18 protein-coding genes are annotated in these 23023 nt (G+C 73.5%); 4 read left to right on the forward strand and 14 right to left on the reverse strand.

Features of this window, described 5'->3' with window-relative positions; translation table 11 throughout:
- Positions 1–48: 48 nt before the first annotated feature.
- Positions 49–702, forward strand: a complete 654-nt coding sequence (locus AC0682_RS10510; protein WP_478532178.1) for a bifunctional 4-hydroxy-2-oxoglutarate aldolase/2-dehydro-3-deoxy-phosphogluconate aldolase — start codon at positions 49–51, stop codon at positions 700–702.
- A 33-nt stretch (positions 703–735) separates the two neighbouring features.
- Here the strand turns inward: AC0682_RS10510 and AC0682_RS10515 are convergent, their stop codons facing one another.
- The 4 genes from AC0682_RS10515 to AC0682_RS10530 form a co-directional block, all read right to left on the reverse strand.
- On the reverse strand, positions 736–2100 hold the full coding sequence (locus AC0682_RS10515; RefSeq protein WP_254812658.1) for a bifunctional RNase H/acid phosphatase: 1365 nt from the start codon (positions 2098–2100) through the stop codon (positions 736–738).
- A complete protein-coding gene (locus AC0682_RS10520; RefSeq protein ID WP_254813276.1) occupies positions 2100–2843 on the reverse strand; it encodes a zinc ribbon domain-containing protein in 744 nt (247 codons plus the stop codon). Before AC0682_RS10520 ends, AC0682_RS10515 begins: the two co-directional genes overlap by 1 nt.
- On the reverse strand, positions 2840–3676 hold the full coding sequence (locus AC0682_RS10525; protein ID WP_478532179.1) for a Nif3-like dinuclear metal center hexameric protein: 837 nt from the start codon (positions 3674–3676) through the stop codon (positions 2840–2842). Before AC0682_RS10525 ends, AC0682_RS10520 begins: the two co-directional genes overlap by 4 nt.
- Positions 3677–3933: 257 nt before the next feature.
- Entirely contained in the window at positions 3934–4971 is a 1038-nt protein-coding gene (locus AC0682_RS10530) for an ABC transporter substrate-binding protein (RefSeq protein WP_478532181.1), read from the reverse strand.
- A gap of 212 nt (positions 4972–5183) precedes the next feature.
- Between AC0682_RS10530 and AC0682_RS10535 the strand changes: the two genes are divergently transcribed.
- Together AC0682_RS10535 and AC0682_RS10540 are read left to right on the forward strand one after the other, a co-directional pair.
- Positions 5184–6470, forward strand: a complete 1287-nt coding sequence (locus tag AC0682_RS10535; RefSeq protein WP_478532183.1) for a hypothetical protein — start codon at positions 5184–5186, stop codon at positions 6468–6470.
- 158 nt (positions 6471–6628) lie between these two features.
- Positions 6629–6802 carry a hypothetical protein gene (locus AC0682_RS10540; RefSeq protein ID WP_162888353.1) on the forward strand — a complete coding sequence of 58 codons (174 nt, stop codon included), beginning with the start codon at positions 6629–6631 and terminating at the stop codon, positions 6800–6802.
- A gap of 137 nt (positions 6803–6939) precedes the next feature.
- Here AC0682_RS10540 and AC0682_RS10545 read toward each other — a convergent pair whose 3' ends face one another.
- The 5 genes from AC0682_RS10545 to AC0682_RS10565 form a co-directional block, all read right to left on the reverse strand.
- On the reverse strand, positions 6940–8466 hold the full coding sequence (locus AC0682_RS10545; protein ID WP_478532185.1) for an MFS transporter: 1527 nt from the start codon (positions 8464–8466) through the stop codon (positions 6940–6942).
- A gap of 325 nt (positions 8467–8791) precedes the next feature.
- Complete coding sequence (locus tag AC0682_RS10550; RefSeq protein ID WP_478532187.1) at positions 8792–10681, reverse strand: AfsR/SARP family transcriptional regulator; 1890 nt, start codon at positions 10679–10681, stop codon at positions 8792–8794.
- Between the two features lie 380 nt (positions 10682–11061).
- On the reverse strand, positions 11062–12591 hold the full coding sequence (locus AC0682_RS10555; RefSeq protein WP_478532189.1) for an FAD-binding oxidoreductase: 1530 nt from the start codon (positions 12589–12591) through the stop codon (positions 11062–11064).
- 160 nt (positions 12592–12751) lie between these two features.
- Positions 12752–13960, reverse strand: a complete 1209-nt coding sequence (locus tag AC0682_RS10560; protein WP_478532190.1) for an MFS transporter — start codon at positions 13958–13960, stop codon at positions 12752–12754.
- A 95-nt stretch (positions 13961–14055) separates the two neighbouring features.
- A complete protein-coding gene (locus tag AC0682_RS10565) occupies positions 14056–14508 on the reverse strand; it encodes a carboxymuconolactone decarboxylase family protein (protein WP_478532191.1) in 453 nt (150 codons plus the stop codon).
- Between the two features lie 46 nt (positions 14509–14554).
- Here AC0682_RS10565 and pdxR point away from each other — a divergent pair, with 46 nt between their 5' ends.
- A complete protein-coding gene (gene pdxR, locus AC0682_RS10570) occupies positions 14555–16102 on the forward strand; it encodes a MocR-like pyridoxine biosynthesis transcription factor PdxR (protein ID WP_478532192.1) in 1548 nt (515 codons plus the stop codon).
- Positions 16103–16233: 131 nt separating this feature from the next.
- Here the strand turns inward: pdxR and AC0682_RS10575 are convergent, their stop codons facing one another.
- From AC0682_RS10575 to AC0682_RS10595, 5 genes are all read right to left on the reverse strand, one after another.
- A complete protein-coding gene (locus AC0682_RS10575; protein WP_478532193.1) occupies positions 16234–17805 on the reverse strand; it encodes an FAD-dependent monooxygenase in 1572 nt (523 codons plus the stop codon).
- Between the two features lie 38 nt (positions 17806–17843).
- Positions 17844–19421, reverse strand: coding sequence for a class I adenylate-forming enzyme family protein (locus AC0682_RS10580; RefSeq protein ID WP_478532194.1), 1578 nt, complete (start codon positions 19419–19421; stop codon positions 17844–17846).
- Positions 19422–19558: 137 nt separating this feature from the next.
- Positions 19559–21514, reverse strand: coding sequence for an anthranilate synthase family protein (locus tag AC0682_RS10585; protein WP_478532195.1), 1956 nt, complete (start codon positions 21512–21514; stop codon positions 19559–19561).
- Positions 21511–22134, reverse strand: coding sequence for an isochorismatase family protein (locus AC0682_RS10590; RefSeq protein ID WP_478532196.1), 624 nt, complete (start codon positions 22132–22134; stop codon positions 21511–21513). Before AC0682_RS10590 ends, AC0682_RS10585 begins: the two co-directional genes overlap by 4 nt.
- 62 nt (positions 22135–22196) lie before the next feature.
- A complete protein-coding gene (locus tag AC0682_RS10595; protein ID WP_478532197.1) occupies positions 22197–22967 on the reverse strand; it encodes a 2,3-dihydro-2,3-dihydroxybenzoate dehydrogenase in 771 nt (256 codons plus the stop codon).
- Positions 22968–23023 lie beyond the last annotated feature (56 nt).

A 23023-nucleotide genomic window follows, 5' to 3' on the forward strand; every position in this document is an offset into this window, starting at 1 on the left:
CGCAACGAGCGTTGCAGATTTCGTCGGCGGCGCGGCAGGATGGAGCCCATGACCTCCTCCTCGCCGCCGCCCGCCGCGCCCTCCGACACCTCCGTCCTGGATCTCGCCCCCGTCATCCCCGTCGTCGTCCTGCACGACGCGGCCGACGCGGTGCCGCTGGCACGGGCGCTGGTGGCCGGTGGGCTTCCGGCGATCGAGGTGACCCTGCGGACGCCCGCCGCGCTCGATGCCATCGGGGCCGTCGCCGCCGAGGTGCCGGGCGCGGTCGTCGGCGCGGGCACGGTCATCTCGCCGCAGCACGTCCGGGACGCCGTCGACGCGGGCGCCCGGTTCCTGGTCAGCCCGGGGTGGACGGACGCGCTGCTGGAGGCGATGCGGGAGTCCGGGGTGCCGTTCCTGCCCGGCGTCTCGACCACCTCCGAGGTGGTGGCCCTGCTGGAGCACGGGGTGAGCGACATGAAGTTCTTCCCGGCCGAGGCGGCGGGCGGCACCGCCTATCTCAAGGCCCTCTCCGCCCCGCTCCCCCAGGCCCGCTTCTGCCCGACCGGCGGCATCTCGCCCGCCTCCGCCCCCTCGTACCTCGCCCTGCCGAACGTCGCCTGTGTGGGCGGCAGTTGGATGGTGCCGGGCGAAGCGATCGCGGCGAAGGACTGGGACCGGGTGGGCCGGCTGGCGGCGGAGGCGGCGGCTCTGGGGGCCTGAGCCCCCGTAAACCAGGGCACCGGGGCTGCCCGGCTAGCGCAGGTGCGAGGTGTCGTTGAGCAGCCGCACCGAGGCGTTGCCGTCCCCGTAGTAGGCGACCGTGGAGATCGAGGCGGCCGACAGCTCCATCCGGAACATCGCCTGCGCCGGGGCCTCCAGCGCCAGCCGCACCAGCGTCTTGATCGGGGTGACGTGGGTGACGAGCAGGACCGTGCGGCCCGCGTACCGGGCGGTCAGCCGGTCCCGGGCAGCCGCGACCCGGGCCGCCACCTCCGTGAAGCTCTCGCCGCCGCCCGTCGGCGCGGTGTCCGGGGAGGCGAGCCAGGCCGTCAGGTCGTCCCCGTACCGCTCACGCACCTCACCGAAGGTCAGCCCCTCCCACGCGCCGAAGTCCGTCTCGCGCAGGTCGTCCTCGGTGCGGACGTCCAGGCCGAGGCGGTCCGCGACGGCCTCGGCGGTCTCCCGGCAGCGGCGCAGCGGTGAGCTGACGATCTCCTGGACGGTGCCGAGGGCCGCGAAGTGGGCGGCGGCCCGGGCGGCCTGGTCGCGGCCGGTGGCGGAGAGTTCGGGGTCGGTGCCGCCACTGCCGGAGAACCGTTTCTCGGGGGTGAGCGCGGTCTCGCCGTGCCGGAGCAGGACGAAGGTGGCGGGTGCGCCCAGGTCGGGGGCGGCGGCCCAGCCGACCTGCGGGGCCGGGGCGGCGACCACGGCGGTGACGTCGGTGGGCTCCGGAGTCGTCGGCCCAGCGGCCGTCGGCACGGGCGCTTGCGGTTCCTCTCCCCCGACTCCCCCGACCTCGAACAGCCTGCCCGCCTCCGCCCCGCCCCGCGCCGCCGCCAGTGCGGCCCGGGCCTTCGCCGCGCCCGCCACCGCGTCGCCGGGCGGGCCCCGGTCGGGCAGCGGGGTGCGGGCGGGGGCGTCCAGCTCGGCGGTGGAGGCGGAGGCCTCCCACGGGCGGCCCTCGCGGCCCGCGTCCATCGCCTCGTTGGCGAGCCGGTCCGCGTGCTTGTTCCGGGCGCGCGGGATCCACTCGTACGTGACGGAGGACGGCGGCAGGATCGCGGCGGCGCGGGCCGCCAGCGGCTTCATGTCGGGGTGCTTGATCTTCCAGCGCCCCGACATCTGCTCGACCACCAGCTTGGAGTCCATCCGGACGTGGACCCGCAGGTCCGCCCCGGTGGTCCCAGCGTCCGGGAAGAGCGCCTTCGCGGCCGTCAGGCCGGCGATCAGGCCCCGGTACTCGGCCACGTTGTTGGTCGCGACGCCGATGTACTCGGCGGCTTCCGCGAGCGTCTCGCCGGTGGCCGCGTCGATGACCACCGCACCGTAACCGGCGGGCCCCGGGTTGCCCCGGGAGCCGCCGTCCGCCTCGACCACCAGCCGCCGGACAGCGCTCATTACAGGCCCGACTCCGCGGTGCGGACCAGGATGCGGCGGCAGTTCTCGCAGCGCAGGACCGTGTCGGGGGAGGCGGCCTTCACCTCGTTGACCTCGGTGATGTTCAGCTCCAGGCGGCAGCCCTCGCAGCGGCGCTGGTAGAGGCGGGCGGCGCCGACCCCGCCCTGCTGGGCGCGGAGCTTGTCGTACAGCTTGATCAGGTCGGCGGGGATGACCTCGGCGACGACCTCGCGGTCCTTGGTCACCGTGGCGGCCTCGGCGTCCAGCTCGGCGGTGGCGGCGTCCCGGCGGGCGGTGGCGTCGTCGACCTTGGCCTGGACGGCGGCGACCCGCCGGGTCAGCTCCGCGACCCGCTCCTGGGCGGCCTCGCGGCGCTCCATGATCTCCAGGACGACGTCCTCCAGGTCGCCCTGGCGCTTGGCGAGCGAGGCGATCTCGCGCTGGAGGCTCTCCAGGTCCTTGGGCGAGGAGACCGCGCCGGAGTCCAGCCGCTGCTGGTCGCGGACGGCGCGCTGGCGCACCTGGTCGACGTCCTGCTCGGCCTTGGTCTGCTCGCGGCTGGTGTCGCTCTCCTCGGTGGTGGAGGCGACCAGCAGGTCACGGAGCTGGGCGAGGTCGCCTGTCAGCTGCTCGATCTCGGCGTGCTCCGGCAGCGAGGCGCGCTTGTGGGCGAGCTGGGCGAGGCGTACGTCGAGGGCCTGGACTTCGAGGAGTCGGATCTGGTCGGCGGGCGCGGCGTTCAGTTGGGGGCTCCAGAGGAATGGTGGGTGGTCCAGGGGTCGGTGACCTGCTTCGAGACATGGACCCGCAGGTCCCATCCGTGGCGGTCGGAGATCACGTCGAGCTGAGCGGCCGCCTGCTCGCACCAGGGCCACTCGGTGGCCCAGTGCGCGGCGTCGACCAGGCCGAGCGGCGAGTGCCGCACGGCCTCGGATGCCGGGTGGTGGCGCAGGTCGGCGGTGAGGAAGGCGTCGACGCCGGAGGCTCGTACGGCGTCGAAGAGGCTGTCGCCGGAGCCGCCGCTGACGGCGACGGTCCGCACGCAGGCCTCCGGGTCGCCGGCCAGCCGGATGCCCTGCGCGGTGGCGGGGAGCCGGGCGGCGGCGCGGGCGGCGAAGTCGGCCAGGGTCTCGGGGTGGTCCAGCTCGCAGATCCGGCCGAGTCCGCGCCGCCCCCGGGGGTCGGTGGGGTCCGGTACGAGGGGTCCGGTGACGCGCAGGTCCAGGGCGCCCGCGAGGGCGTCGGAGACGCCGGGGTCGGCGGTGTCGGCGTTGGTGTGCGCGACGTGGAGGGCGATGTCGTGCTTGATGAGGGTGTGGACGACCCTGCCCTTGAAGGTGTCGGCGGCGACCGTCGTCGTCCCGCGCAGATAGAGCGGGTGGTGGGTGACGATCAGCTGGGCGCCGAACTCCAGGGCCTCGTCCACGATCTCGCGGACGGGGTCGACGGCGAACAGCACCCGGTCGACCTCGGCGTCCGGGTCGCCGCAGACGGTGCCGACCGCGTCCCATCCCTCGGCCCGCTCGGGGGGCCAGAGGGCGTCGAGGGCGGCGAGGACTTCAGACAGACGGGGCACGGGGGAAAGGCTACCTGTCCGCGCAGGCCCGCCGCCCCGGGCCGCCGGACCTGTACGCCGGGACCGGCGGCCGGACACGAATCGTTACTCCACCAGGTCGGCGCGGAGGCGGTCACTCCACCCGGCTTCCACGGCAGGGGCCGCTCTCTCCCGTGTCCGCGCGGAGACGGTCGCTTCACCCGCCCTCAGGCGGAAGCGGCCGCTCCCTCCCGGTCCGCGCGGAGACGGTCGCCTCAGCCCCCCTCACGCGAAGGGGCCTACTTCACCAGGTTCGCGCGGAGGTCGTCGAGGACCAGGCCCGCCGCGGTGACGCCGAGGCCCAGGTACCAGGTCTCGTCGGAGACGTCCTTGGCCCGGCCCTCCTTCACCGCGTCGAGCTTCTTCCACAGCGGGTTGGACCGGGCGCTGTCGCGCTGGGTCGCCTTCGGGTCGCCGTAGACGCCGGTGAAGATCCAGTCGGCGTCGGCCTCGTCGATCCGCTCCGGGCTGATCTCGGTGGCGAGGTCGTCGACCCGCTGGTTCTCCGGGCGGGGCAGGCCGACGTCCTCCAGGATCGTGCCGATGAACGACGCCTTCGCGTAGAGGCGGAGGCGGTCGGGCATGTAGCGGACCATGGAGACGGTCGGCTTGTCGGCGCCGATGTCCTGGCCGAGCTTCTCCGCCTTCGCCTGGTGGGCGGCCAGCGCGGAGTGGGCCTTCTCGGTGCGGTCCAGGGCGGCCGCGTTGAGGAGGTAGTTCTCCTTCCAGGTGAAGCCGGGGCGGATGGAGAAGACGGTCGGGGCGATCTTGGACAGCTCGTCGTACTTGTCGGCCGCGCGCAGCTGGCTGCCGAGGATCAGGTCGGGCTGGAGCCCCGCTATGGCTTCGAGGTTGAGGCTGTTGATCGTGCCGACGCTCTTCGGGCTGCCCGCACCCTTCTCCAGGTACGAGGGGATCGCCGCGTCACCCTCGCTCGGCGCGTAGCCGACGGGCTTCAGGCCGAGCGACACGACGTTGTCGAACTCCCCGACGTCCAGGACGACCACCCTCTTCGGGGGCGTCTTGATCTCGGTCTTCCCCATGGCGTGGGTGACGGTACGGGGAAACGCGCCCGGCTCAGCCTCGGTGCCGTACGCCGCCGTCCTCCTCGCCGCCTCCGCGAAGTCCTTGCCGCCGGTGGCGGCGGCCGCCTTCCTGTCACCGCCCGCCTCCCCCTTGGCCGCGTCTGCGCCGTCGCCGCCCCCGCAGGCCGAGAGGGCGAGGGAGGCGGCGACCGCCAGGGCGAGGGCGGCGGTGCCGCGAGGCCGAAGGGACATCGTCTGCTCCTGCTGGTGCGCGTACGTGCGTGAGGCACGCCTGTTCGGTGAGGGCTGACTCACCCTAGGCGCGCCCCCGCTCCGCCAGCACATCCACCCTCTCCACCTCAGGAGAATCCGGGCATCACCACCCTTATGTGTGAAGTGCGGTGGCACGTGTTGTTCGGCTGGAAGTGCGAAAACTAGCTTGCGTAGCTGGAGGTGACGAGTCCATGACTGCCTGTGCCATCGAGGGCGGAACCGCCGGGGCCGCCACGGCGGCGGATCCCGGCCCGGAGACGGCTGGCCCCGGCCCGGACGGACCCGGGGGGCCCGGCGGGGCGCGGGAGCCCGCCCGGGAGGGAAGTCCCGCGCCCGGGGCGCCCCACGCCCCCGACGTCCTCACGCTCACCGCGGACGGTGCGTACGGGGCCCGGTTGACGGCGGCGCCCGGCCCGCCCGGCGGGCAGCGGGCCTGGTACCCGGAGCGCTGGACGCTGGACGGGCCCGAGCCCTACGCCGTACCGCTGCCGCTCAACCAGCCCGAGGAGCCGGACGCGCAGGTGGTGCCGCTCGCCGACGGGCGGGTGCTGATCCGGCGGCGGGTGGCGGACCGTCAGATGTTCTCGCTGCTCTACCCGACCGGGCCCGCCACCGGCGAACTGGCCCTGGGCGCGGTCGAGTGCGAGGCGATGACGCTGCTGCCGCCCTCACCGGACGGTCGCAGCGTGTACGGCCTCTCCTGCGGCGACCACTCCTCGCTGCTCTGGCTGGTGGCCGGGGGCGCCTTCGGGCCGGAGCTGGTCGCGGAGGTCCCGGGGCGCTGCTCGGGCGGGGTGTGGCTGGACCGGGCGGGCCGGATGCTGGCCCTGGACCGGCGGCTGCCGGGCGGCGGGCCGGTCAAGGCGGTCGCCGTGGACCTGGAGCGGAACGGCGAGGTGACCCCCCTGCTCCAGATCGCGCCGTCGAGCGACGACCGGCTGCTGCTGGCCGACGCGGACAGCGGGCTGCTGCTCATCCGCTCGAACGCGCCGGGCCACGACCGGCTCGGCTGGGGCGTGCTGGGCAGCTGTCTGCCGGTCCGCTTCCCGGAGTGCCTGCGTCCGGCGGATGTGGCGGTGACGCCGTTCGCGGTCCAGCCGGGTCAGATGCTGATGCCGGAGAGCTGCGCCGTGGCGCTGCGGGTGGACGGGGCGGCCGGGAGCTGGGTGGGGATCTGGCGCCCGCAGGGGCGGCGGCTGCACCACTTCGCGGCGCCGGAGGGCTGGTCGGCGGGGGCCGGTTTCTGGAGCCGGGACGGTGTGCTGCACCTTCCGTACGCGAACGCCTCGACGCCCTGCGGTGTGGCGCTGCTCGACGCTCCGGGCGACGAGGAACCGTCCCCGGAGGCGGGCGGAACGGTCGGAGCGGGCGGTGAGGGACACGGAACGGAACCGTCCGCGGCTGTCGCCCCTCCTGTCGTGTGCAAGCCCGTTCCTCTGGGGCAGGCGCCTCTGCACCGAGTGGCGTCGACTGACTAGACTCGGGGCTCTTGGGGCTACGCAGCCGTACCTGGCGGGCGCCGACGGTGACCGCGTCGGGCGGCGGAGGCGGGGCCGGTACACGCACCACACGCGCAGGCGCACAGGAACACCTGCGTGCGACACAGGTAAGCGATCACAACGGGGTGACTTCCCACATGTCTGAAGCCCGAACCGACACGACCGCACCGCGTACGCCGGGGGGCGACGCGGAAGGGGCCGCGACCGGCGGTTCCGGAAAGCACCGAGGGGGTGCGTCGATGGAGAACACCTCGGTGCAGCCGCACGGACGCCACCGCAGGCCCGCCCCGGAGGAGTCCCGGGCGGCCTGAGCCGGAGGCGGAGAGTATGACGGGCCCGGAACGGCGAACAGCCGTTCCGGGCCCGTTCGGCTCATGCACAGCGCAGCCCCGGAAGCCGGGACGAGAGGTGACGGCATGTCAGGTCCGGGCGGTTCGGACACCGCCCCTCAGACCTTGTTCCCCAGGCCTTGTTCCTGAGGCCGTTCGCGCGTCCGCGCCTTCGCCGTCGGCACCGGTTCCGCCGCCTGCTCCTGCCGTACGCGGGGTGTCCGGTGGTTCGGCAGCCAGGCCAGCATCACCACCACGCCGACCAGCAGCACCCCGCACGCCGTACGGAACGCCGAGGCGTATCCGGCGGTGACCTCCGCCGGGTCCGACGAGCCCGCCGTACGGGCGGCGGCGACCGTGGAGAGCACCGCGAGGCCGAGTGCGCCGCCCATCGTGCGGGAGGTGTTGACGAGGCCGGAGACGAGTCCGGCGTCCGCGGGGGCCGCGCCGGAGGTGGCGAGGGCGGCCAGCGGGGTGGAGGCGAGGCCCGCTCCGGCCATCATCAGGATGCCGGGGAACATGATCGCGGTGAGGTAGGAGCCGTGGACGCCCATGGTGGACTGCCAGCCGAACCCGGCGGCGGTGACGAGCACCCCGGTGACAGCGAGGGCCTTGGGACCCGTACGCGCCATGATCCGGGGCGCGGCCTTGGAGCCGAGGATGACGGCGGCGGAGGTCGGCATCAGGGCGAGACCGGCCTGCAACGGCGTGTAGCCCAGCACGTTCTGGGCGTAGACGGTCATGAAGTACCACATGGCGAAGGTCGCCGACCCCATGAGGAGCATCGCCGCGTTGGCCGAGGAGACCGCCCGTACGCCGAAGACCCGCAGCGGGACCAGCGGCACCGCCGTCCGCGCCTCGGCCAGGACGAACGCCCCCAGCAGCACCACCCCGGCCGCCAGCGGGACCAGGGTGGCGGCGGCCGTCCACCCCACGGCCTCGGTCTGGACGATGCCGTACGCGACGGTGGCGAGGCCCGCGGTGACCAGGACGGCCCCCAGCAGGTCGATACGGCGGCGGTCGCCCGCCCGGCCCTCGGTGATCCACAGGGCGGCGGCGACCAGGACGAGCGCGCCGACGGGGACGTTGATGAGGAGGACCCAGCGCCAGGAGAGGGCGTCGGTGAGGATCCCGCCGATGAGCCCGCCGGCCGCGCCGCCGCCCGCGCCGACCGCCATCCAGGTCGCTATCGCCTTGGTCCGGGCGGGCCCCTCGGGGACGGCGGCGGTCAGGATGGTGAGGGTGGCGGGGGCCAGGACGGCGGCCCCGAGCCCCTGCGCCGCCCGGGCCGCCAGGAGCTGCCACCCCTCCTGGGCGAGGCCGCCCGCGAGGGAGGCGGCGGTGAAGACCCCGAGCCCGACGAGGAACATCCGCTTCCGGCCGTAGATGTCGGCGGCCCGCCCGCCCAGCAGCATGAACCCGGCGAACGCGATCGAGTAGGCGTTGACGACCCACTGGAGCGCGCCGTGGCTCAGCCCCAGGTCGGCCCGCATGGAGGGCAGCGCCACGTTGACCACGGAGACGTCGAGGACGACGAGGAACTGCCCCGTACAGGCGGCGAGCACGACGGCCCACGCGCCGGTGGGTATCCGGGAGCGGGAGGTACGGGGGGACGCGGGTGCGGGGACATCTGCCATGCCGGTCATGGTCGCAGGTAGTACGTGCCCCGTACATCGGGTATCGGAAGGAGATCCCGGCTCACCTCGGTCGTAGGACCGGGGTCCCCACGGGCCTGGGGCCGGAGCCCCGGCGCCCCCTCCCCGCCGCTCACCACCGCCGCCGCGCCCCGGTACGGAGCGGGCCGGCGCGCGGTGTTCCTCGGTGTCGCCGACGCCGGTCGCCGTACCGATGGGTCACCCGTGCCGCTGCCCCCGCGGTTCCCTCGCCGGTGGCAGCCACGGGGAAACGGCGCGCGAGGAGAACACGTTTCGCCACGACCGAACCCACGGGCCGGTACGGGGCCGGTGGGCTTCAGCAGGCGGGCGCGGCCCGCAGCTGCCTGCTCTCCGACCGGTGCGCGCCCCGCGCGAGCGGGCAGGAGCAGACCTGCGCGGCGTACGGGCACCGGCTGTCGTGGATCGCCGTCTCTCCGACTAAGGGGTCACCGGTGCGGGCACGGCCGTCGCGGGCGAAGGCGAGGCGCATCAGGGGCGGGATACGCAGGACGTGGCTGCCGTTCTGCACCACGGGGGTGAGCACGCGGTGGGCCGTCAGCAGTTCCACCGAGTGCTCGATCGAGGGCACCGACCGGTGCAGGACGTGGGCGAGGTCGGTGACGGTGACGTCCGCGTCCCCCGCGCTGCTGATCTCCGCCAGCACCTCCCGGGCGGCGTACGGCAGCCGGTCCGCGGCCCCGACCAGATAGCGGCGGACGTCCAGGTGCGGGCTGCTCAGCTCCTCCAGGCGGCCCCGCTCGTCCGCCAGGCGGGCGGCGAAGTCCGCGAGGCTGTGGCCGGGCCAGGCGGTGATCCGGCTCCCGATGGCGCGGATGGCGGTGGGCATCCCCTCGCACCCGGCCACGATGGCCGCGGCGGCGTCGGGCTCCCGGGCCGTCCGGTCGGCGCCGACCACCTGGGCCAGCAGCCGCCGCCCGTCGGCCTCGGGCAGCAGCCCCACCTCCACGGAGGTCACCGCGCCCGGCAGGCCGATCATCCGCCAGCGGGAGGTGACGATGACCGCGTTGTCCACGCCCGCCGGCAGCAGGGGCAGCACCTCCTCGCGGCCCGCCGCGTCGTCCAGCAGCAGCAGGAAGCGGCGGCCGGCCGCCCAGCTGCGGAACATCCGGGCCAGGTCGTCGGTCCGCTCGGGCAGGGAGCGCCGGTCGTACCCGACGGCCGCCAGCAGCTCCCTGAGCGTCTCGGCCGGGGGCTGGGCCGTGCCGTCCTCCATGTGCAGGCTCGCCTTGAGCTGCCCGTCGGGGAAGTCCTTGCGCAGCCGGTGGGCGACCTGGAGCGCGATCTGGGTCTTGCCCATGCCGGGCGCGCCGGTCACCGTCACGATCCGGACCCCCGGGACGGGCCCGGTCTCGCGCACGGCGCGCTCGATGCGCTCCAGCTCGTCCCGGCGGCCGACGAAGTCGCCGATGGCCGGGGGCAGCTGGAAGGGGGCGCCGGCGGCTCCGCCCCGGGCGGGGGCGTGGACCTGCTCGTCGTGTCCGGCCAGCACCCGGTCCTGGAGTTCCCGCAGCCGGGTGGAGGGCTCCAGACCGAGCTGCTCGGCCATGGCCCGGCGCAGCCGGGCGTAGGCGGAGAGGGCTTCGCCCCGCTGGCCGCAGCGCTTGGCGGCCGTCATGAGCTGGGCGCAGAACTCCTCGTGCAGGGGGTACTGATGGGTCAGGTCCCGGATCTCCTCCAGCAGGGACTGGTTGCCGCCGAGGGCCAGGTCCGCCGCGATGCGCTGCTCCAGCGCCTGGATCTTGAGCCGTTCCAGCCGTGCGGTCTGGGCGGCCAGGAGGGGCCCGGTCTCCACGTCCTCCAGCGGTGCGCCGCGCCACAGCTCCAGGCCCCGGCGCAGGAGTGCGGCGCCCTCGCTCGCCCGGCCCCGGGTGAGCGCCTCGCGCCCCTCGCGCAGCAGGGTCTGGAACTCTTGTACGTCCAGTCGGCAGTCCTGGAGCGGGAGCCGGTAGCCGTGCGGGTGGGTCTCGACCAGCTCCTGGCTCTGGCCGGCCCCTTCGCCGCAGAGGGCTTTGCGCAGCTGGTAGATGTAGGTCTGCACGGTCTTGCGTGCTTTCCTGGGCGGCTGCTCGCCCCACAGCTCGTCGATCAGCAGCTCCATGGGGACGACACGGTCCGCATGGGCGAGCAGCAGGGCCAGGACCCGGCGGGCCATGGGCGCACTGGGTGTCCGCAGCTCGCCGTTCACGCGTACTTCCATCGGTCCGAGAAGGGCAAAGTGCGGCATTACGACGTCCTTACCTGTGGTTTGGCTCTGGTCGCACGACGAGCAGTCCGCTGCGGACACTTGTCCACGTCAGGTCGTTCTGTCCTCAGGTGGTCCTGTCCCCCGGACGGCCCGCCCCAGGCCGTCCCGTCCCGTCGGAGGGGTGGCCGTCCCCTCCGCCGTGGACGGACAGAATTCTCGTGCACCGGGGCCACTTCCCGATCATGAGACCTCAGAGTGTCCGGAATAGAACGGTGAGTGGCCGGAAGTGGCGTTTTCGCTCGTTGTGGTCACGTCAAGTACGGACCTTCCGGCGGGCCGACCGGTTCCGGGACCGGCCGGCCGCCCACCGGGAGACGGGGTCAGCCCTGGTCACCGATCGACAGGGTGTGGCGGAAGACGCCGAGGGCGTCCCACCTGGCCTTGACCGCGCGCAGGCGTTCGGCGTTGCCCTGGTAGTAGAGCTGCTGCCAGGGGACTTCCGAGGTGTTCCAGCGGGGGTCGGCCACGTCCACGTCCGGGAAGTTGATGTAGCAGCCGTCGTACCGCTCCCCCGGCACCGGGACCCCGCCGGTCTTGGCGTGCAGGTCCCGGAAGAGCCGGCGCATCCAGTCGACGTTGGCGTCGTCCAGCTCCGGGTCCTGCCAGGTGTTCATGAAGAAGGCGCCCATGACGGCACCGCGCTGGGCGGAGGCGGTGGCGTCGGGCGCCACCGCGCTGATGCGGCCGCCGTGGGACTGGAGCGCCACCAGGCTGCTGTCGTTGCTGTGGTCCACGCTGTCGAGGTAGTCGTGGAGGGTGTCGATCTGGTCGTCGGCGTAACCGGTGCGCAGGAACGCCCACTTGACTTTCTGCCGGCCGATCTCCGCGTCCTGGGCCGCCGCGAGCGCCTTCTTCGCCTCCAGCCAGGGCAGGGTCTCGGTGGGCAGCACGACCGGGAAGTCGCCGAGCCCCTCGGTGAGCGCCGCGACGTAGTCGTCCAGCAGCCGTCCGGCGTCGGGCAGGGCGGCGTCCAGGTGGACGAAGCCCACGGCCCCCATGCCCGCGTCGCCCGTGCGGGGGCGGCCGAACAGGACGAGGCCGCCGAAGAGGGAGTCGTACGGGGAGCCGGGCGCGCCGTTGGCCTCGTGCCAGCGGGCGAAGTTGCCCGTCAGGGTGCGCAGGGCCGTCCGGTCCAGGGACTCCCGGTTGAACAGGACGGTGCCCGTCAGTACGGAGGCGGGGGGTTTGGGCAGGGCGCCGCGGGGGTCGTCGCCCGTGGCGTCGGGGGAACGGAACCAGTAGCGGGTGACGATGCCGAAGTTGCCGCCGCCACCGCCGGTGTGGGCCCACCACAGTTCGTGGTGCGGATCCTCGGGGTCGCGGGTGGCCACGACGGCGCGGACCTCGCCGGAGGGGTCGACCACGACGACCTCCACGGCCAGCAGGTGGTCCACGGCCAGGCCCTCGCGGCGGCTCAGGGAGCCGAAGCCGCCGCCTGCCGCGTGGCCGCCCAGCCCGACGGTGGCGCTGTCTCCGGCGGGGAGGGCGACGCCCCACCCCTCGTACAGGGCCCGGTACAGCTCCGCCGTGCGGACACCGGGTCCGACGGCGAACGCCTTGCGCTCGGGGTCGAAGGAGACCTCCCGCATCTCGCCCAGGTCGATGACGACCTGGACGGCGGGGTCGCCGACCGCGTTCTCGTAGCCGTGGCCGCCGCTGCGTACGGCTATGCGCTTGCCCTCCCAGACCGCTTCGCGCACCGCGTCCACGACCTGCTCGGTGGTGGTGGCGACGTGGAACTTCTCCGGCTCGGCGGTGAAGCGCTTGTTGAGGCCCCGGACGGACAGTGCCTCGTAGGCCTCGTCTCCGGGGCGGACCACTCCTGCGACAGGGACGGTGTTCTCGGTCATGCCGTTCCTCGGTTCGATGGTCGGGGACGCCGCCGGACCGGGCGGGCGGCGGCGTCCAGGGCGCGCGAAGGGGCCCTGGGGTGAATCGGGCAGAGCGAGGAAGCCCGTCCCCCGTGCGCGGGGGACGTCCACGGGGGACGGGCGGTTTCGGGGGTGGCCGCTACGGGGCGGCGGGCTCGGCCGCGGTGGCGCGGCGGGAGCCGCCGACCACGAACAGGGCCGCGAAGGCCAGTGCGGCACCGATCCACAGCACGCTGGTGGCGCCGATGCCGTCGACGGCGAAGCCGCCGAAGAGCGCGCCGAGCGCGATGGAGAGGTTGAACGCGGAGACGTACAGCGAGGTGGCCGCCTCGGTCGCCTCCGGCGCGGCGTCCATGATCCAGCTCTGGAAGGTGACCGGCACCGCGCCGTAGCCCAGGCCCCACAGGACCAGGATGGCTCCGGCGGTGAAGACGTTGGCGTCGACGACCGCGAGGATCACCATGCCGGCGGTGAGGACCACCGAGATGCCCATGACGGTCTTCCGGAGGCTCCTGGTGATGAGGGCCCCGGCGATGAAGTTGCCGCAGATGCCGGCGACGCCGAAGGTCAGCAGCAGCGCGCCGATCGCACCGGCCCGGATCCCGTCCTCCTGGAGGATCGGCCGGACGAAGGTGTAGGCCAGGAAGTGGCCGGTGATGACCAGGAAGGTCAGGGCGATACCGATCCGGACCCCGGCGTTGGTCTTGAAGACCTTCGGCAGCGCGGAGAACGAGAGGGACTGCTCGGCCGGGATCTTCGGCATCAGGAAGAGCATGCAGGCCAGCGAGACCAGGCCGAGGATGCCCACGGCGCCGAAGGCCGTACGCCAACTGCTCATGTCACCGATGAACGTACCCAGCGGCACACCCAGGACGGACGCGGTCTCCACGCCGCCGAAGATGACGGCGGTGGCACGGGCGACATGCTTGGCGGGCACCAGGCGCAGGGCGATACCGCCCGCGATGGACCAGAAGCCACCGACGCTGACACCGATCAGGAACCGGGCGACCAGGACCACGGTGAAGCTGGTGGCGAAGGCGGAGGCCAGGTTCGCGGCGCCCATCAGCCCGATCAGCACCACCAGGACGATCCGGCGGTCGATGCGCCCGGTGGCCACGGTGACCAGCGGCGCGGAGACGGCGGCGACCAGGCCGGGTACGGTCACCATCAGGCCCGCGGTGCCCTCGGAGACGTCCAGGGCGGTGCCGACGGGGGTGAGCAGCCCCACGGGGAGAAGCTCGGAGGTCATCAGGGAGAAGATGCCGAGGGTGACCGCCAGTACGGCGAGCCAACCCTTGACAGGCGAACGACCGGTGTCGGCTGGGACCCCGGACTGGACGGTGGTCATGGCTTGGTCAGCCCTTCATCAGTAAATGGTCGAGGCATGACGCGGGCGGTGGCCGACGGGCGAGGAGGCGGCCACCGCCCGCGGGGTGCTGTGGACTACTCGGTGCCGGGCGTCTTGCGGGTGGCGACGTTCATCCGGTTCCAGGTGTTGACGGTGAAGATGAGCGCGATCAACTGGGCCAGCTCCTTCTCCCCGAAGTGCTTCGCGGCCTCCGCGTAGACCTCGTCCGAGACGCCCTCGGGCAGGACGGTGATGGCCTCGGTCAGGGCCAGGGCGGCGCGCTCGGCCTCGGTGAAGAGGCTCGACTCCTCCCACGCGGAGAGCTGGTAGATCCGCTCCTCCGACTCGCCGGCCTTGCGGGCGTCGGACGTGTGGTAGTCGATGCAGTAGGCACAGCGGTTGATCTGCGAGGCGCGGATCTGCACCAGCTCCAGCAGAACGGGGTCGATGCCTTCGCGGGCGGCGGCGTCGAGGGCGAGAACGGCCTTGAAGACCTTGGGGGCGACGGTGGTGAAGTTCATGCGCTGAGGCACCTGGTAAGTGGTCATGCATTGACCGTAAGCGCGGAAACGACCCCAGGTATGGTGCATTCCCATGGCAGAAACATGGGTCAATACTCCCGGCTCCGGGGACGCGGAGAACGAACCCGGGCCCTCCCCCGACGCCCCGGCCGACACTCCGGCCGACCCCCCGTCCGGCACCTCGGTCGGCACCGACTTCCACCTCGAACTCTCCGGCGAGGGCAGTCTGCGGGCCCAGCTCATGCACGCGTTACAGGAGGCCATCCGCTCAGGCCGGCTGGCGCCCGGCACCCGCCTGCCGCCCTACCGCAGCCTCGCCGGTGACCTGGGCATCGCCCGCAACACCGTCGCCGCCGCCTACGCCGAGCTGGTCGAGGAGGGGTGGCTCACCGCCCGGCAGGGCTCGGGCACCCGGGTGGCGAGGCGCACCACCCCGCTCCACCCCGACCAGCAGCGCCGACCGCAGCGGCAGATGCGCCGGCGGCTCGTGCACGACCTGATGCCCAGCTCCCCCGACGCGGCCGCCTTCCCGCGCGCCGCCTGGGTCACCTCGGTGCGCTCGGCCGTCGCCGCCGCACCCAACGACGCCTTCGGGGTGGGCGATCCGCGCGGCCGGGTGGAGCTGCGCGAGACGCTGGCGGAGTACCTGGCGCGGGCCCGGGGCGTGCGGACCGAGCCCGACCGGATCGTCGTCTGCTCCGGCTTCGCCCACGCCCTGGAGCTGCTGGGCGGGGTGCTGAAGGGCACCGTCGCGGTGGAGTCGTACGGACTCGACTTCCACCGGGGCATCCTCCACGAGGCGGGGCTGCGCACCGCACCCCTGACGGTCGACTCCTCCGGGGCGCGGATCGACGAACTCCCCGGCACCGGCGCCGGAGCGGTGCTGCTCACCCCGGCGCACCAGTTCCCCACCGGCGGGCCGCTGCACCCGGACCGGCGGACGGCGGTCGTCGACTGGGCGCGGTCGCACGGCGGGTTGCTGGTGGAGGACGACTACGACGGGGAGTTCCGCTACGACCGGCAGCCGGTCGGCGCCGTGCAGGGCCTGGACCCCGACCGGGTCGTCTACATCGGCTCGACCAGCAAGAGCCTCTCCCCCGCGCTGCGGCTGGGGTGGATGGTGCTGCCGGGGTGGCTCGTGGACGACGTGCTCGCGGTCAAGGGGCCCAGGGAGATGTGGTCCGGGGTGCTCGACCAGCTCACGCTGGCCGACTTCATCGCCCGCGGCGCCTACGACCGGCACCTGCGCCAGATGCGGCTGCACTACCGGCGCCGCCGCGACCAGCTGGCCCGCATGATCGCCGAACGGGCCCCGCACATCAAGGTCAGCGGGGTCGCGGCCGGGCTGCACGCGGTACTCGAACTCCCCGACGGTACAGAGGAGTTGGCCCTGCGCGCGGCGCGTCGGCAGGGGCTGGCCCTGGACGGCCTGCACGCCTACCGCCACCCCGACAGCACGGTGCCCCCGCGCGACGGCCTGGTCATCGGCTACGGAACCCCGCCCGACCACGCCTTCGCGGCGGCTCTGGACGCGCTGTGCCTGGCCCTGCCCGATCCGCCGCAGGACGAGACGGTGACGCGGCGCGGCCGGGGCCGCCGTACCGGCCGGGCACCGGCGTGAGGGGGCGGGCCGGCCGGGCAGCCACACGGCCGGCCCGGCGCGGGCCCGGGGCTGAGGCCCGGCGGCGGGTGGCCCCGAGGTGGCCGGGCGGGTGCCGGGATGAGGCAGGCGCCGGTCCGGCCGCGGACGCCTCAGCCCTCCTCCGCGATGATCCCGAGGGCGAGTTCGGCCTCCAGGCGGTCCAGGTCCGCCAGGTGGCCGTGGGCGGCGATGTGGCCGTCCGGGCGGATCAGGTGGTAGCCGGGGGCGCCGCAGATCCCGTGGCCGGCCAGCAGTTTCGGCGGCGGGGTGAGGACCCGCAGCCCCGGCCGGCCCGCCGCCAGGGCGCGTTCCGCGCGGGGCGCCCAGAGGGCGTCTCCGGCGGGCGGGCGCAGCACCAGCGTCCATGCCTCCGGGTCCGCCTCCGGGCCCGCCGTACCGAGGGCCAGGGCCAGGGCGCGCGGGAAGACCGAGCCCGGCCCGACGGCTCCCGGCAGCCGGTTCCGTACCCGGCAGCGCCGGTCGGAGGGCTGCTGGGTGGCCCGCTCGGGGGTGTAGGCGAGCCGCCGCCCGGCCATGACCGGGGCGTAGAGCGCCGCGGCCGCCCCGGAGCGGTCCAGCAGCCGGAACGCGGTGTCGCGGACGGCCGCCCGCCGGGCGGTGCGGGCGGTCAGGGCGCGGGTGTGCAGATCGGTGTCCCGGACGATCCGGCGGGTGGCCTCGGCGCGCTCGGTGCCGTAGCTGTCCAGCAGGGCGAGCGGCGAGCGGCCCTTGAGCACCGCCGCCAGCTTCCAGGAGAGGTTCTGCGCGTCCTGGAGGCCGTTGTTCATGCCCTGCCCGCCCGCCGGGCTGTGCACGTGCGCGGCGTCCCCGGCCAGGAAGACCCGGCCGCGCCGGAAGTCCGTGGCCCGCCGGGCGTGGACCCGGAAGACGGTCTCCCAGACCGGCTCGGTGATCCGTACGCCGTGCGGACCCCGGGTGTCGATGATCTCCTGCATGGCCTCGCGGGACATCTCGCCGCCGTCGGGCATCACCGAGAGGAAGCGGAACACCCCCCGCGGCTGGGGCACGACCACCAGGGTGCCGTTGGTGGTCTGGTAGTAGGAGATCTCGTCCGGCGGCAGATGGCCCTCGATGTACGTGTCGATGAGCGCGAAGGCCATCTCGTACGTGGAGCCCTCGAAGCCGATCCCGAGCTGCCCCCGCACCGCGCTGCCCGCCCCGTCCGCGCCGACGACGAAGGGCACGGTGAACCGCTCCACCCCGCCGCCGTCCTCGTGTTCGAGGACGGCGGTCACGGTGCCGCCGGGCTCGGTCCGCCCGGAGAAGTCCACGTCGTCCAGGCATAGCAGCCGCACCCCGCGCTCGATCTTGCCGCCCAGGGCGTGCAGCCGCTCGGTGAGGACGCGCTCGGTCTCGTACTGCGGGAGCTGACGGGCCGCCAGCTCCTCGGTGAAGGTGAGGGAGGCGACCGGACGGCGGTCGGAGAAGTAGCGGAACGCCCGGACGGGCACCGAGGTGTGCTGCACCTCGTCGCCCACCCCGAGGTCCGTCAGGATGTCCCGCACCCGCGGCCAGAGCGACAGCGCCTTGGGTACTCCGGTGGGCTCCTGGGCCCGGTCGACGATCCGGACCCGTACGCCGCGGCGCAGCAGTTCGCACGCGGTGAGCAGTCCGGTGGGGCCGCCCCCGACGACCAGGACGTCGGCGTCACCGACAGCCATCTCGGTCCCTCCTCCCTCTGTCGCCGGTCCGTCCGCGGTCAGGACGACTGCCCGATGGCGAGGGCGCGCAGGCGCGCCGCGAGTTCGATGCGCTGCACCTTCATGGTGGCGGTGCGGGGCAGCTCGGTGATCTTCATCTGCACGGGCTCCGCCAGCTGCGGCCACCGGGTGGTGGCGTCCTTCCAGCGGTCGCGGTCCAGCGGCCGGTCGTCACGGGTGGACAGGACGGGGACCGCCTCGCCCAACGGGCCGGGGACGACGACGAGTTCGGTCAGCTCGTCAAGGCGGCCGAGGACGACGTCCTCGATCTCCAGGGTGGAGTGGATGCCGGGGATGGAGTCCACCTCGCGGTCCAGGAGGTGGAGGCAGCCCTCCTCGGTGCGGTAGCCGAGGTCCATGCCCCGCCACCAGCCGCCGTGCACCTGGGTGTCGTACCGCTCGCGCTCACCGAAGTAGCCGAGCGCCCGGCCGGCGGCCTGGACGTCGATGTAGCCGGGGTTGTCCCGGGTGACCTCCTTGCCGTTCCGGCTGACCAGCTTGAACTTGGTGTCGCCCGGGAAGGCGTAGCCCTGGCAGCGGCCGTCGGCGCCGAGCGCGGTCTTGCGGGTGAAGCCGCGGCCGACCAGCGGGCCGGTCTCGCTCTGCCCGTAGATCTGGTAGAAGAGCGGTGAGCTGCGCTCGCTGGCGTGCAGCAGCTTGTGCATGGTGCTCGGGTGGATGGCGTCGAAGGTGGTGGAGAAGTACTTCACCGAGGCCAGCGGCTTCAGCGGGTGGTCGGCCAACTCCTCCCACTCCATGAAGGAGTTGGGGTGGGACTCGATGAAGCCGGGGCGGGTCCTCGCCCACAGCTCGGCGGCCTTCTGCGGGTCCGCGTCGTTCATGACGACCATCTTGTGGCCCCGCGGCAGCAGCACGGCGAGCGCCAGCGGCATCCGCGAGTGCACGTAGGAGACATGGAGCGCCACGGTCTCGTGCTCGCGGATCATGTCGAAGAGCTTGGCCTGCGGGCGGTAGCGGCCGTGCAGGGTACGGGCGGAGTGGACCACCAGCTTGGGCAGTCCGGTGGTGCCGGAGGTGTGCGTCATCAGCGCGGGCAGGTCCGCGTGGAGCACGACCGGCTCCTGGCGGGGAGACCCGGCCAGGTCCGCCAGCGAGATCGCGCCGGGGTGCGAACCGGCGACGACGATGACCTCGTTGGTGATCTCGTCCAGCGGGGCCCCGGCGAACGGGCCCTCCAGCTTCGCCGTGTCGGTGACCAGGAACGGGGCGCCCAGACGGCGGAGCAGTTCGAGGACGCTCTCGGCGTTCAGCGCGGGCGAGAGCTGGACCGGGACCGCGCCGAGCCGGGCGACGGCGCTGGAGACGATGTTGATGTCGAAGCCGTTGGACTTGTGGATGGCCACGTGCTGGCTCTGGCGGACGCCCGCCGCGTGGAGCCGGGCCGCCGTGTCGTCGATGTAATCGGCGAGCTGGGTGTAGGTGATCTCGCGCCCGGCCTCGGGGAAGAGGGCCAGGTCGTGGTCGAGGATGATGAGCTGGTCGCCGTACTGGGCCGCGGCCCGTTCGGCCACGAGGCCCATGTAGAGACCCTTGTCGCTGGACTGCGCGGGAAGCATCGCTGTAGCTCCTCAGATCGTGGTTCGCTGTTCGGCGTTGGTCGTTCGCTGTGCGTGTCAGCAGGGGGTGTACCCGGGGGGCGGCGCTGCCGGGAATCACGGGCGGGGCGGGGGGAGTCGGGGCGGCCCCCGGCCCGTCACAGGGCCGCGGAGGGTTCTCTCCGCGTCAGGTCCCCGTCGCCCAGGAACCCGGCCAGCAGCGAGCCGGTGATCCGGATGCCGTCCTGCGTGAGGACCGATTCGGGGTGGAACTGGACGGAGGCGAAGTGCGGGCCGCGCAGGGAGTGGACCTCCCCGCTCTCCGGGTCGCGGCTCACCTCGACCGTCCCGACGTCCGGGCAGTCCTTCTTCCCGTCGGTGCTGTGGGCGGCGAAGGTGTTGTAGAAACCGACGCGCTCCACCGAACCGAAGAGGTCGATCTCCTTCTGGGTGCCCTGGTTGGGAACCGCACGGCGGACGACCGGGAAGCCCAGCTCCTGGGAGAGCACCTGGTGGCTGAGGCAGACGGCGAGGAACGGCCGCCGCTCCGCGAGCAGTCGGCGGACCGCCCCGCGCAGATGCGCGATCTTGGGGTGCGCGGTGTCACGCGGGTCGCCGGGGCCGGGTCCCATGACGACCAGGTCGTGCCCGTCGAAGGAGTACGGCTCGTCGAAGCGGTGCACCGCCACGTCCAGGCCCATGGAACGCAGTTGGTGGCCGATCATGGAGGTGAAGGTGTCCTCGGCGTCCACCACCAGCACCCGCCGGCCCGACAGCGCGGGCTGGGGGCGGGAGCGCTCGGTCTCCTCGGCCAGCCAGAACCCGGCGATGCCGTCGTTGCGGCGGGCCAGCGCCGACCGTACGTCGGGGTGGTCGGCGAACCGGCCGCTCCGGCCCGTACGCAGCGCCGCGAGCAGCCCCGACGCCTTGGCCCGGGTCTCGGCGACCTCCGACTCCGGGTCGGAGTGGCGCACCAGCGTGGCGCCGACGCCGATGTTCACGGTGCCCCCGGCATCGATGTCGGCGGTGCGGATGAGGATGGCGGAGTCCAGTTCCCGGGCGCCGTGCCGGTCCCGCCCCACGAGGGCGAGGACCCCGCTGTAGTAGCCGCGCCCGCCGGGCTCGTAACGGCTGATCACCCGGGCCGCGCTCTCCAGCGGGCTGCCGGTGACCGTCGGGGCGAACATGGTCTCGCGCAGGATCTCGCGGGGGTCGCGCGTGGTGGAGCCCTCGATGAAGTACTCGGTGTGGGCGAGCCGGGCCATCTCCTTGAGATACGGGCCGGTGACCCGGACACCGCCGTCGCAGATCCGGGACATCATCTTCAGCTCTTCGTCGACGACCATGTACAGCTCGTCGGCCTCCTTGCGGTCCGCGAGGAAGTCCATGACCTCCGGCAGGGTCGGGCCGGTGCCGGGGTAGCGGTAGGTACCGCTGATGGGGTTCATCACGGCCGTGCCCGCGCGGACGCTGATGTGCCGCTCGGGGGTGGCGCCGACGAACGTACGGTCCCCGGTGTGGACGACGAACGTCCAGTAGCCGCCCGTCTCCTGCTCCAGCAGCCGGCGGAAGAGGGTGAGCGCGCTGCGCGGGTGGTAGTCGGTGATCCGGGTGACGAACGACCGTTTGAGGACGAAGTTGGCGCCCACCCCCTGGCCGATCTCGTCGGTGATGACGCGGCGCACCACCTCGGCGTACTCGGCGTCGTCCAGGTCGAACCGGCCGCCCTCCAGCCGTATCGGGAGGTCCCCGATACGGGAGACTGCCTCCGCGAGCGGCACGGTCTGCTGGTCGAGGACGGTGAGGGCGATCAGCGGCGAGCCGTCGTCGGGGGCGTCGAAGCCGCGCTCGGTGATCTGCCGGTAGGGCATCACCACCAGGGTCTCGTGCCGGGACGCCCCGGGCGGGGTCGACGGCCCGTGCGGGTCCCGGCCGTCGTCCGACAGCGGCACGTCGGCGAGGGAGGCGGGGGTGGTGGCCTCACCGACCAGCACGTCCAGCACCCCGGGGCCACCGGCCTCGGGCCGGTACAGCAGGGCGAACGGCCGGGGCCGCGGGGAGAGGACCTCGGCCAGCAGGTCGCGGGCGCGCGGGGCGCCGCCGGGGCCGGTCATGCGAAGGTCTCCTTGGCGGTGGTGACCACGGCACAGCGCTTGGCGGCGTACTCCAGGGTCATCCGGTGGTCGTCCTGGGAGAAGTCGGCGGTCGCGTCCGCCACGAGGAAGGTCTCGATGTCGTTGCTGAACGACTCGACGGCGGTGGCGAGGACGCCGATGTGCGCGTACACCCCGCAGATGACGAGCTGGTCCCGGCCCGCGGCGCGCATGCGCTCCAGCAGGTCGGTGCGGAAGAAGGCGCTGTAGCGCCACTTGGTCAGCATCCAGTCGCCCGGCCGGGGGGCTACCGGACCGATGACCTCCCGCTGGGCGGGCGTGGCGCTCATGCCCGGCCCCCAGAAGTCCTTGAGCAGCCCCCGCTGTTCGGCGGACATGTCGCCGGGCTGGGCGGTGTACGCCACCGGGACGCCCAGCTCCGCGCACCGGTCGCGCACCAGCTCGGCGTTGGAGACGAGCTGGCCCATCAACGGGTCGGGCAGGGGGGCCAGGAAGTAGCGCTGCATGTCGTGGACGAGCAGCACGGCGCGGTCCGGGTCGGCGGTCCAGGGGGCGGTGCTGGTGGGCAGGTCCCCTGCCGTCGGCATCGGGTACGGCTCGATGGCGGGTATACCGGCCATGGTGTCCTCTCCTTGCGCTGGTCTGTTCCTTGCGCTGGTCTGCGGGTCCGGTGGGGGCGCGGTCAGGTGCCGAGGGTGGCGCCGCCGTCGACGGTGAGGGTCTCCAGCGTGATGTGCGCCGCGCTGTCGGAGAGCAGGAAGACCACGGCGTCCGCGATGTCGGCGGGCTGGGCGATCCGGGCCAGCGGGATGCCCACCTTGAAGGCCTCCGGCAGGCCGGCGATCGTCCGGTCGCGGCCCGAGGCGTCGCTCCACATGGAGGTGAGCATGGGCGTGTCGGTGGAGCCCGGGGCGACGACGTTGCAGCGGATGCCGAGCCGGGCCACCTCCAGCCCGAGGCTCTTGGTGAACATGGCGGCGGCGGCCTTGGAGGCGGCGTAGGCGGCCATCTCGGTGCGCGGGGTGCCGGCGGCGTTGGAGGCGATGGTGACGACGTTGCCGCGGCGGCGCTCCTTCATCCGGCGGACGACGGCGCGCGAGACGTGGAAGACCCCGCTGGTGTTGACCGCGAAGGTGGTGTTCCAGTCGTCGTCGCTCAGCTCGACGGCCCCGCCGAGCCGCAGGACGCCCGCCCCGTTGACCAGGTGGTCTACGGGACCGAGGCCGCTCTCCACCTCCGCCACCGTGCGCTCCACGTCGTCGGCACGGCTGATGTCGGCGGGGTACGCGGTGACCCGCAGCCCCTTCGCGGTCAGCTCACCGGCCAGCAGGTCGAGCGCCCGGGCGTCGCGGTCGACGGCGGCCACCGAGGCGCCGCGCTCCGCCAGTGCCTGGACGACGGCGCTGCCGATGCCTCCGGCCGCTCCGGTCACCAGGGCGATGGTGTTGTCCATCTCTTGCCGAGCCTCCATCCGTGCGGGTACGGGCGATCCATGCGGTGGTGCGGGGC

It is taken from the genome of Streptomyces sp. NPDC043746, from assembly GCF_056436485.1.

Excerpts from the sequence above, each read along its gene's own strand:
- AC0682_RS10510 (WP_478532178.1), top strand. The coding sequence starts at position 49 with ATGACCTCCTCCTCGCCGCCGCCCGCCGCGCCCTCCGACACCTCCGTC.
- AC0682_RS10515 (WP_254812658.1), bottom strand. The coding sequence starts at position 2,100 with ATGAGCGCTGTCCGGCGGCTGGTGGTCGAGGCGGACGGCGGCTCCCGG.
- AC0682_RS10530 (WP_478532181.1), bottom strand. The coding sequence starts at position 4,971 with ATGTCCCTTCGGCCTCGCGGCACCGCCGCCCTCGCCCTGGCGGTCGCC.
- AC0682_RS10535 (WP_478532183.1), top strand. The coding sequence starts at position 5,184 with ATGACTGCCTGTGCCATCGAGGGCGGAACCGCCGGGGCCGCCACGGCG.
- AC0682_RS10540 (WP_162888353.1), top strand. The coding sequence starts at position 6,629 with ATGTCTGAAGCCCGAACCGACACGACCGCACCGCGTACGCCGGGGGGC.
- AC0682_RS10545 (WP_478532185.1), bottom strand. The coding sequence starts at position 8,466 with ATGACCGGCATGGCAGATGTCCCCGCACCCGCGTCCCCCCGTACCTCC.
- AC0682_RS10555 (WP_478532189.1), bottom strand. The coding sequence starts at position 12,591 with ATGACCGAGAACACCGTCCCTGTCGCAGGAGTGGTCCGCCCCGGAGAC.
- AC0682_RS10560 (WP_478532190.1), bottom strand. The coding sequence starts at position 13,960 with ATGACCACCGTCCAGTCCGGGGTCCCAGCCGACACCGGTCGTTCGCCT.
- AC0682_RS10565 (WP_478532191.1), bottom strand. The coding sequence starts at position 14,508 with ATGACCACTTACCAGGTGCCTCAGCGCATGAACTTCACCACCGTCGCC.
- pdxR (WP_478532192.1), top strand. The coding sequence starts at position 14,555 with ATGGCAGAAACATGGGTCAATACTCCCGGCTCCGGGGACGCGGAGAAC.
- AC0682_RS10575 (WP_478532193.1), bottom strand. The coding sequence starts at position 17,805 with ATGGCTGTCGGTGACGCCGACGTCCTGGTCGTCGGGGGCGGCCCCACC.
- AC0682_RS10580 (WP_478532194.1), bottom strand. The coding sequence starts at position 19,421 with ATGCTTCCCGCGCAGTCCAGCGACAAGGGTCTCTACATGGGCCTCGTG.
- AC0682_RS10585 (WP_478532195.1), bottom strand. The coding sequence starts at position 21,514 with ATGACCGGCCCCGGCGGCGCCCCGCGCGCCCGCGACCTGCTGGCCGAG.
- AC0682_RS10590 (WP_478532196.1), bottom strand. The coding sequence starts at position 22,134 with ATGGCCGGTATACCCGCCATCGAGCCGTACCCGATGCCGACGGCAGGG.
- AC0682_RS10595 (WP_478532197.1), bottom strand. The coding sequence starts at position 22,967 with ATGGACAACACCATCGCCCTGGTGACCGGAGCGGCCGGAGGCATCGGC.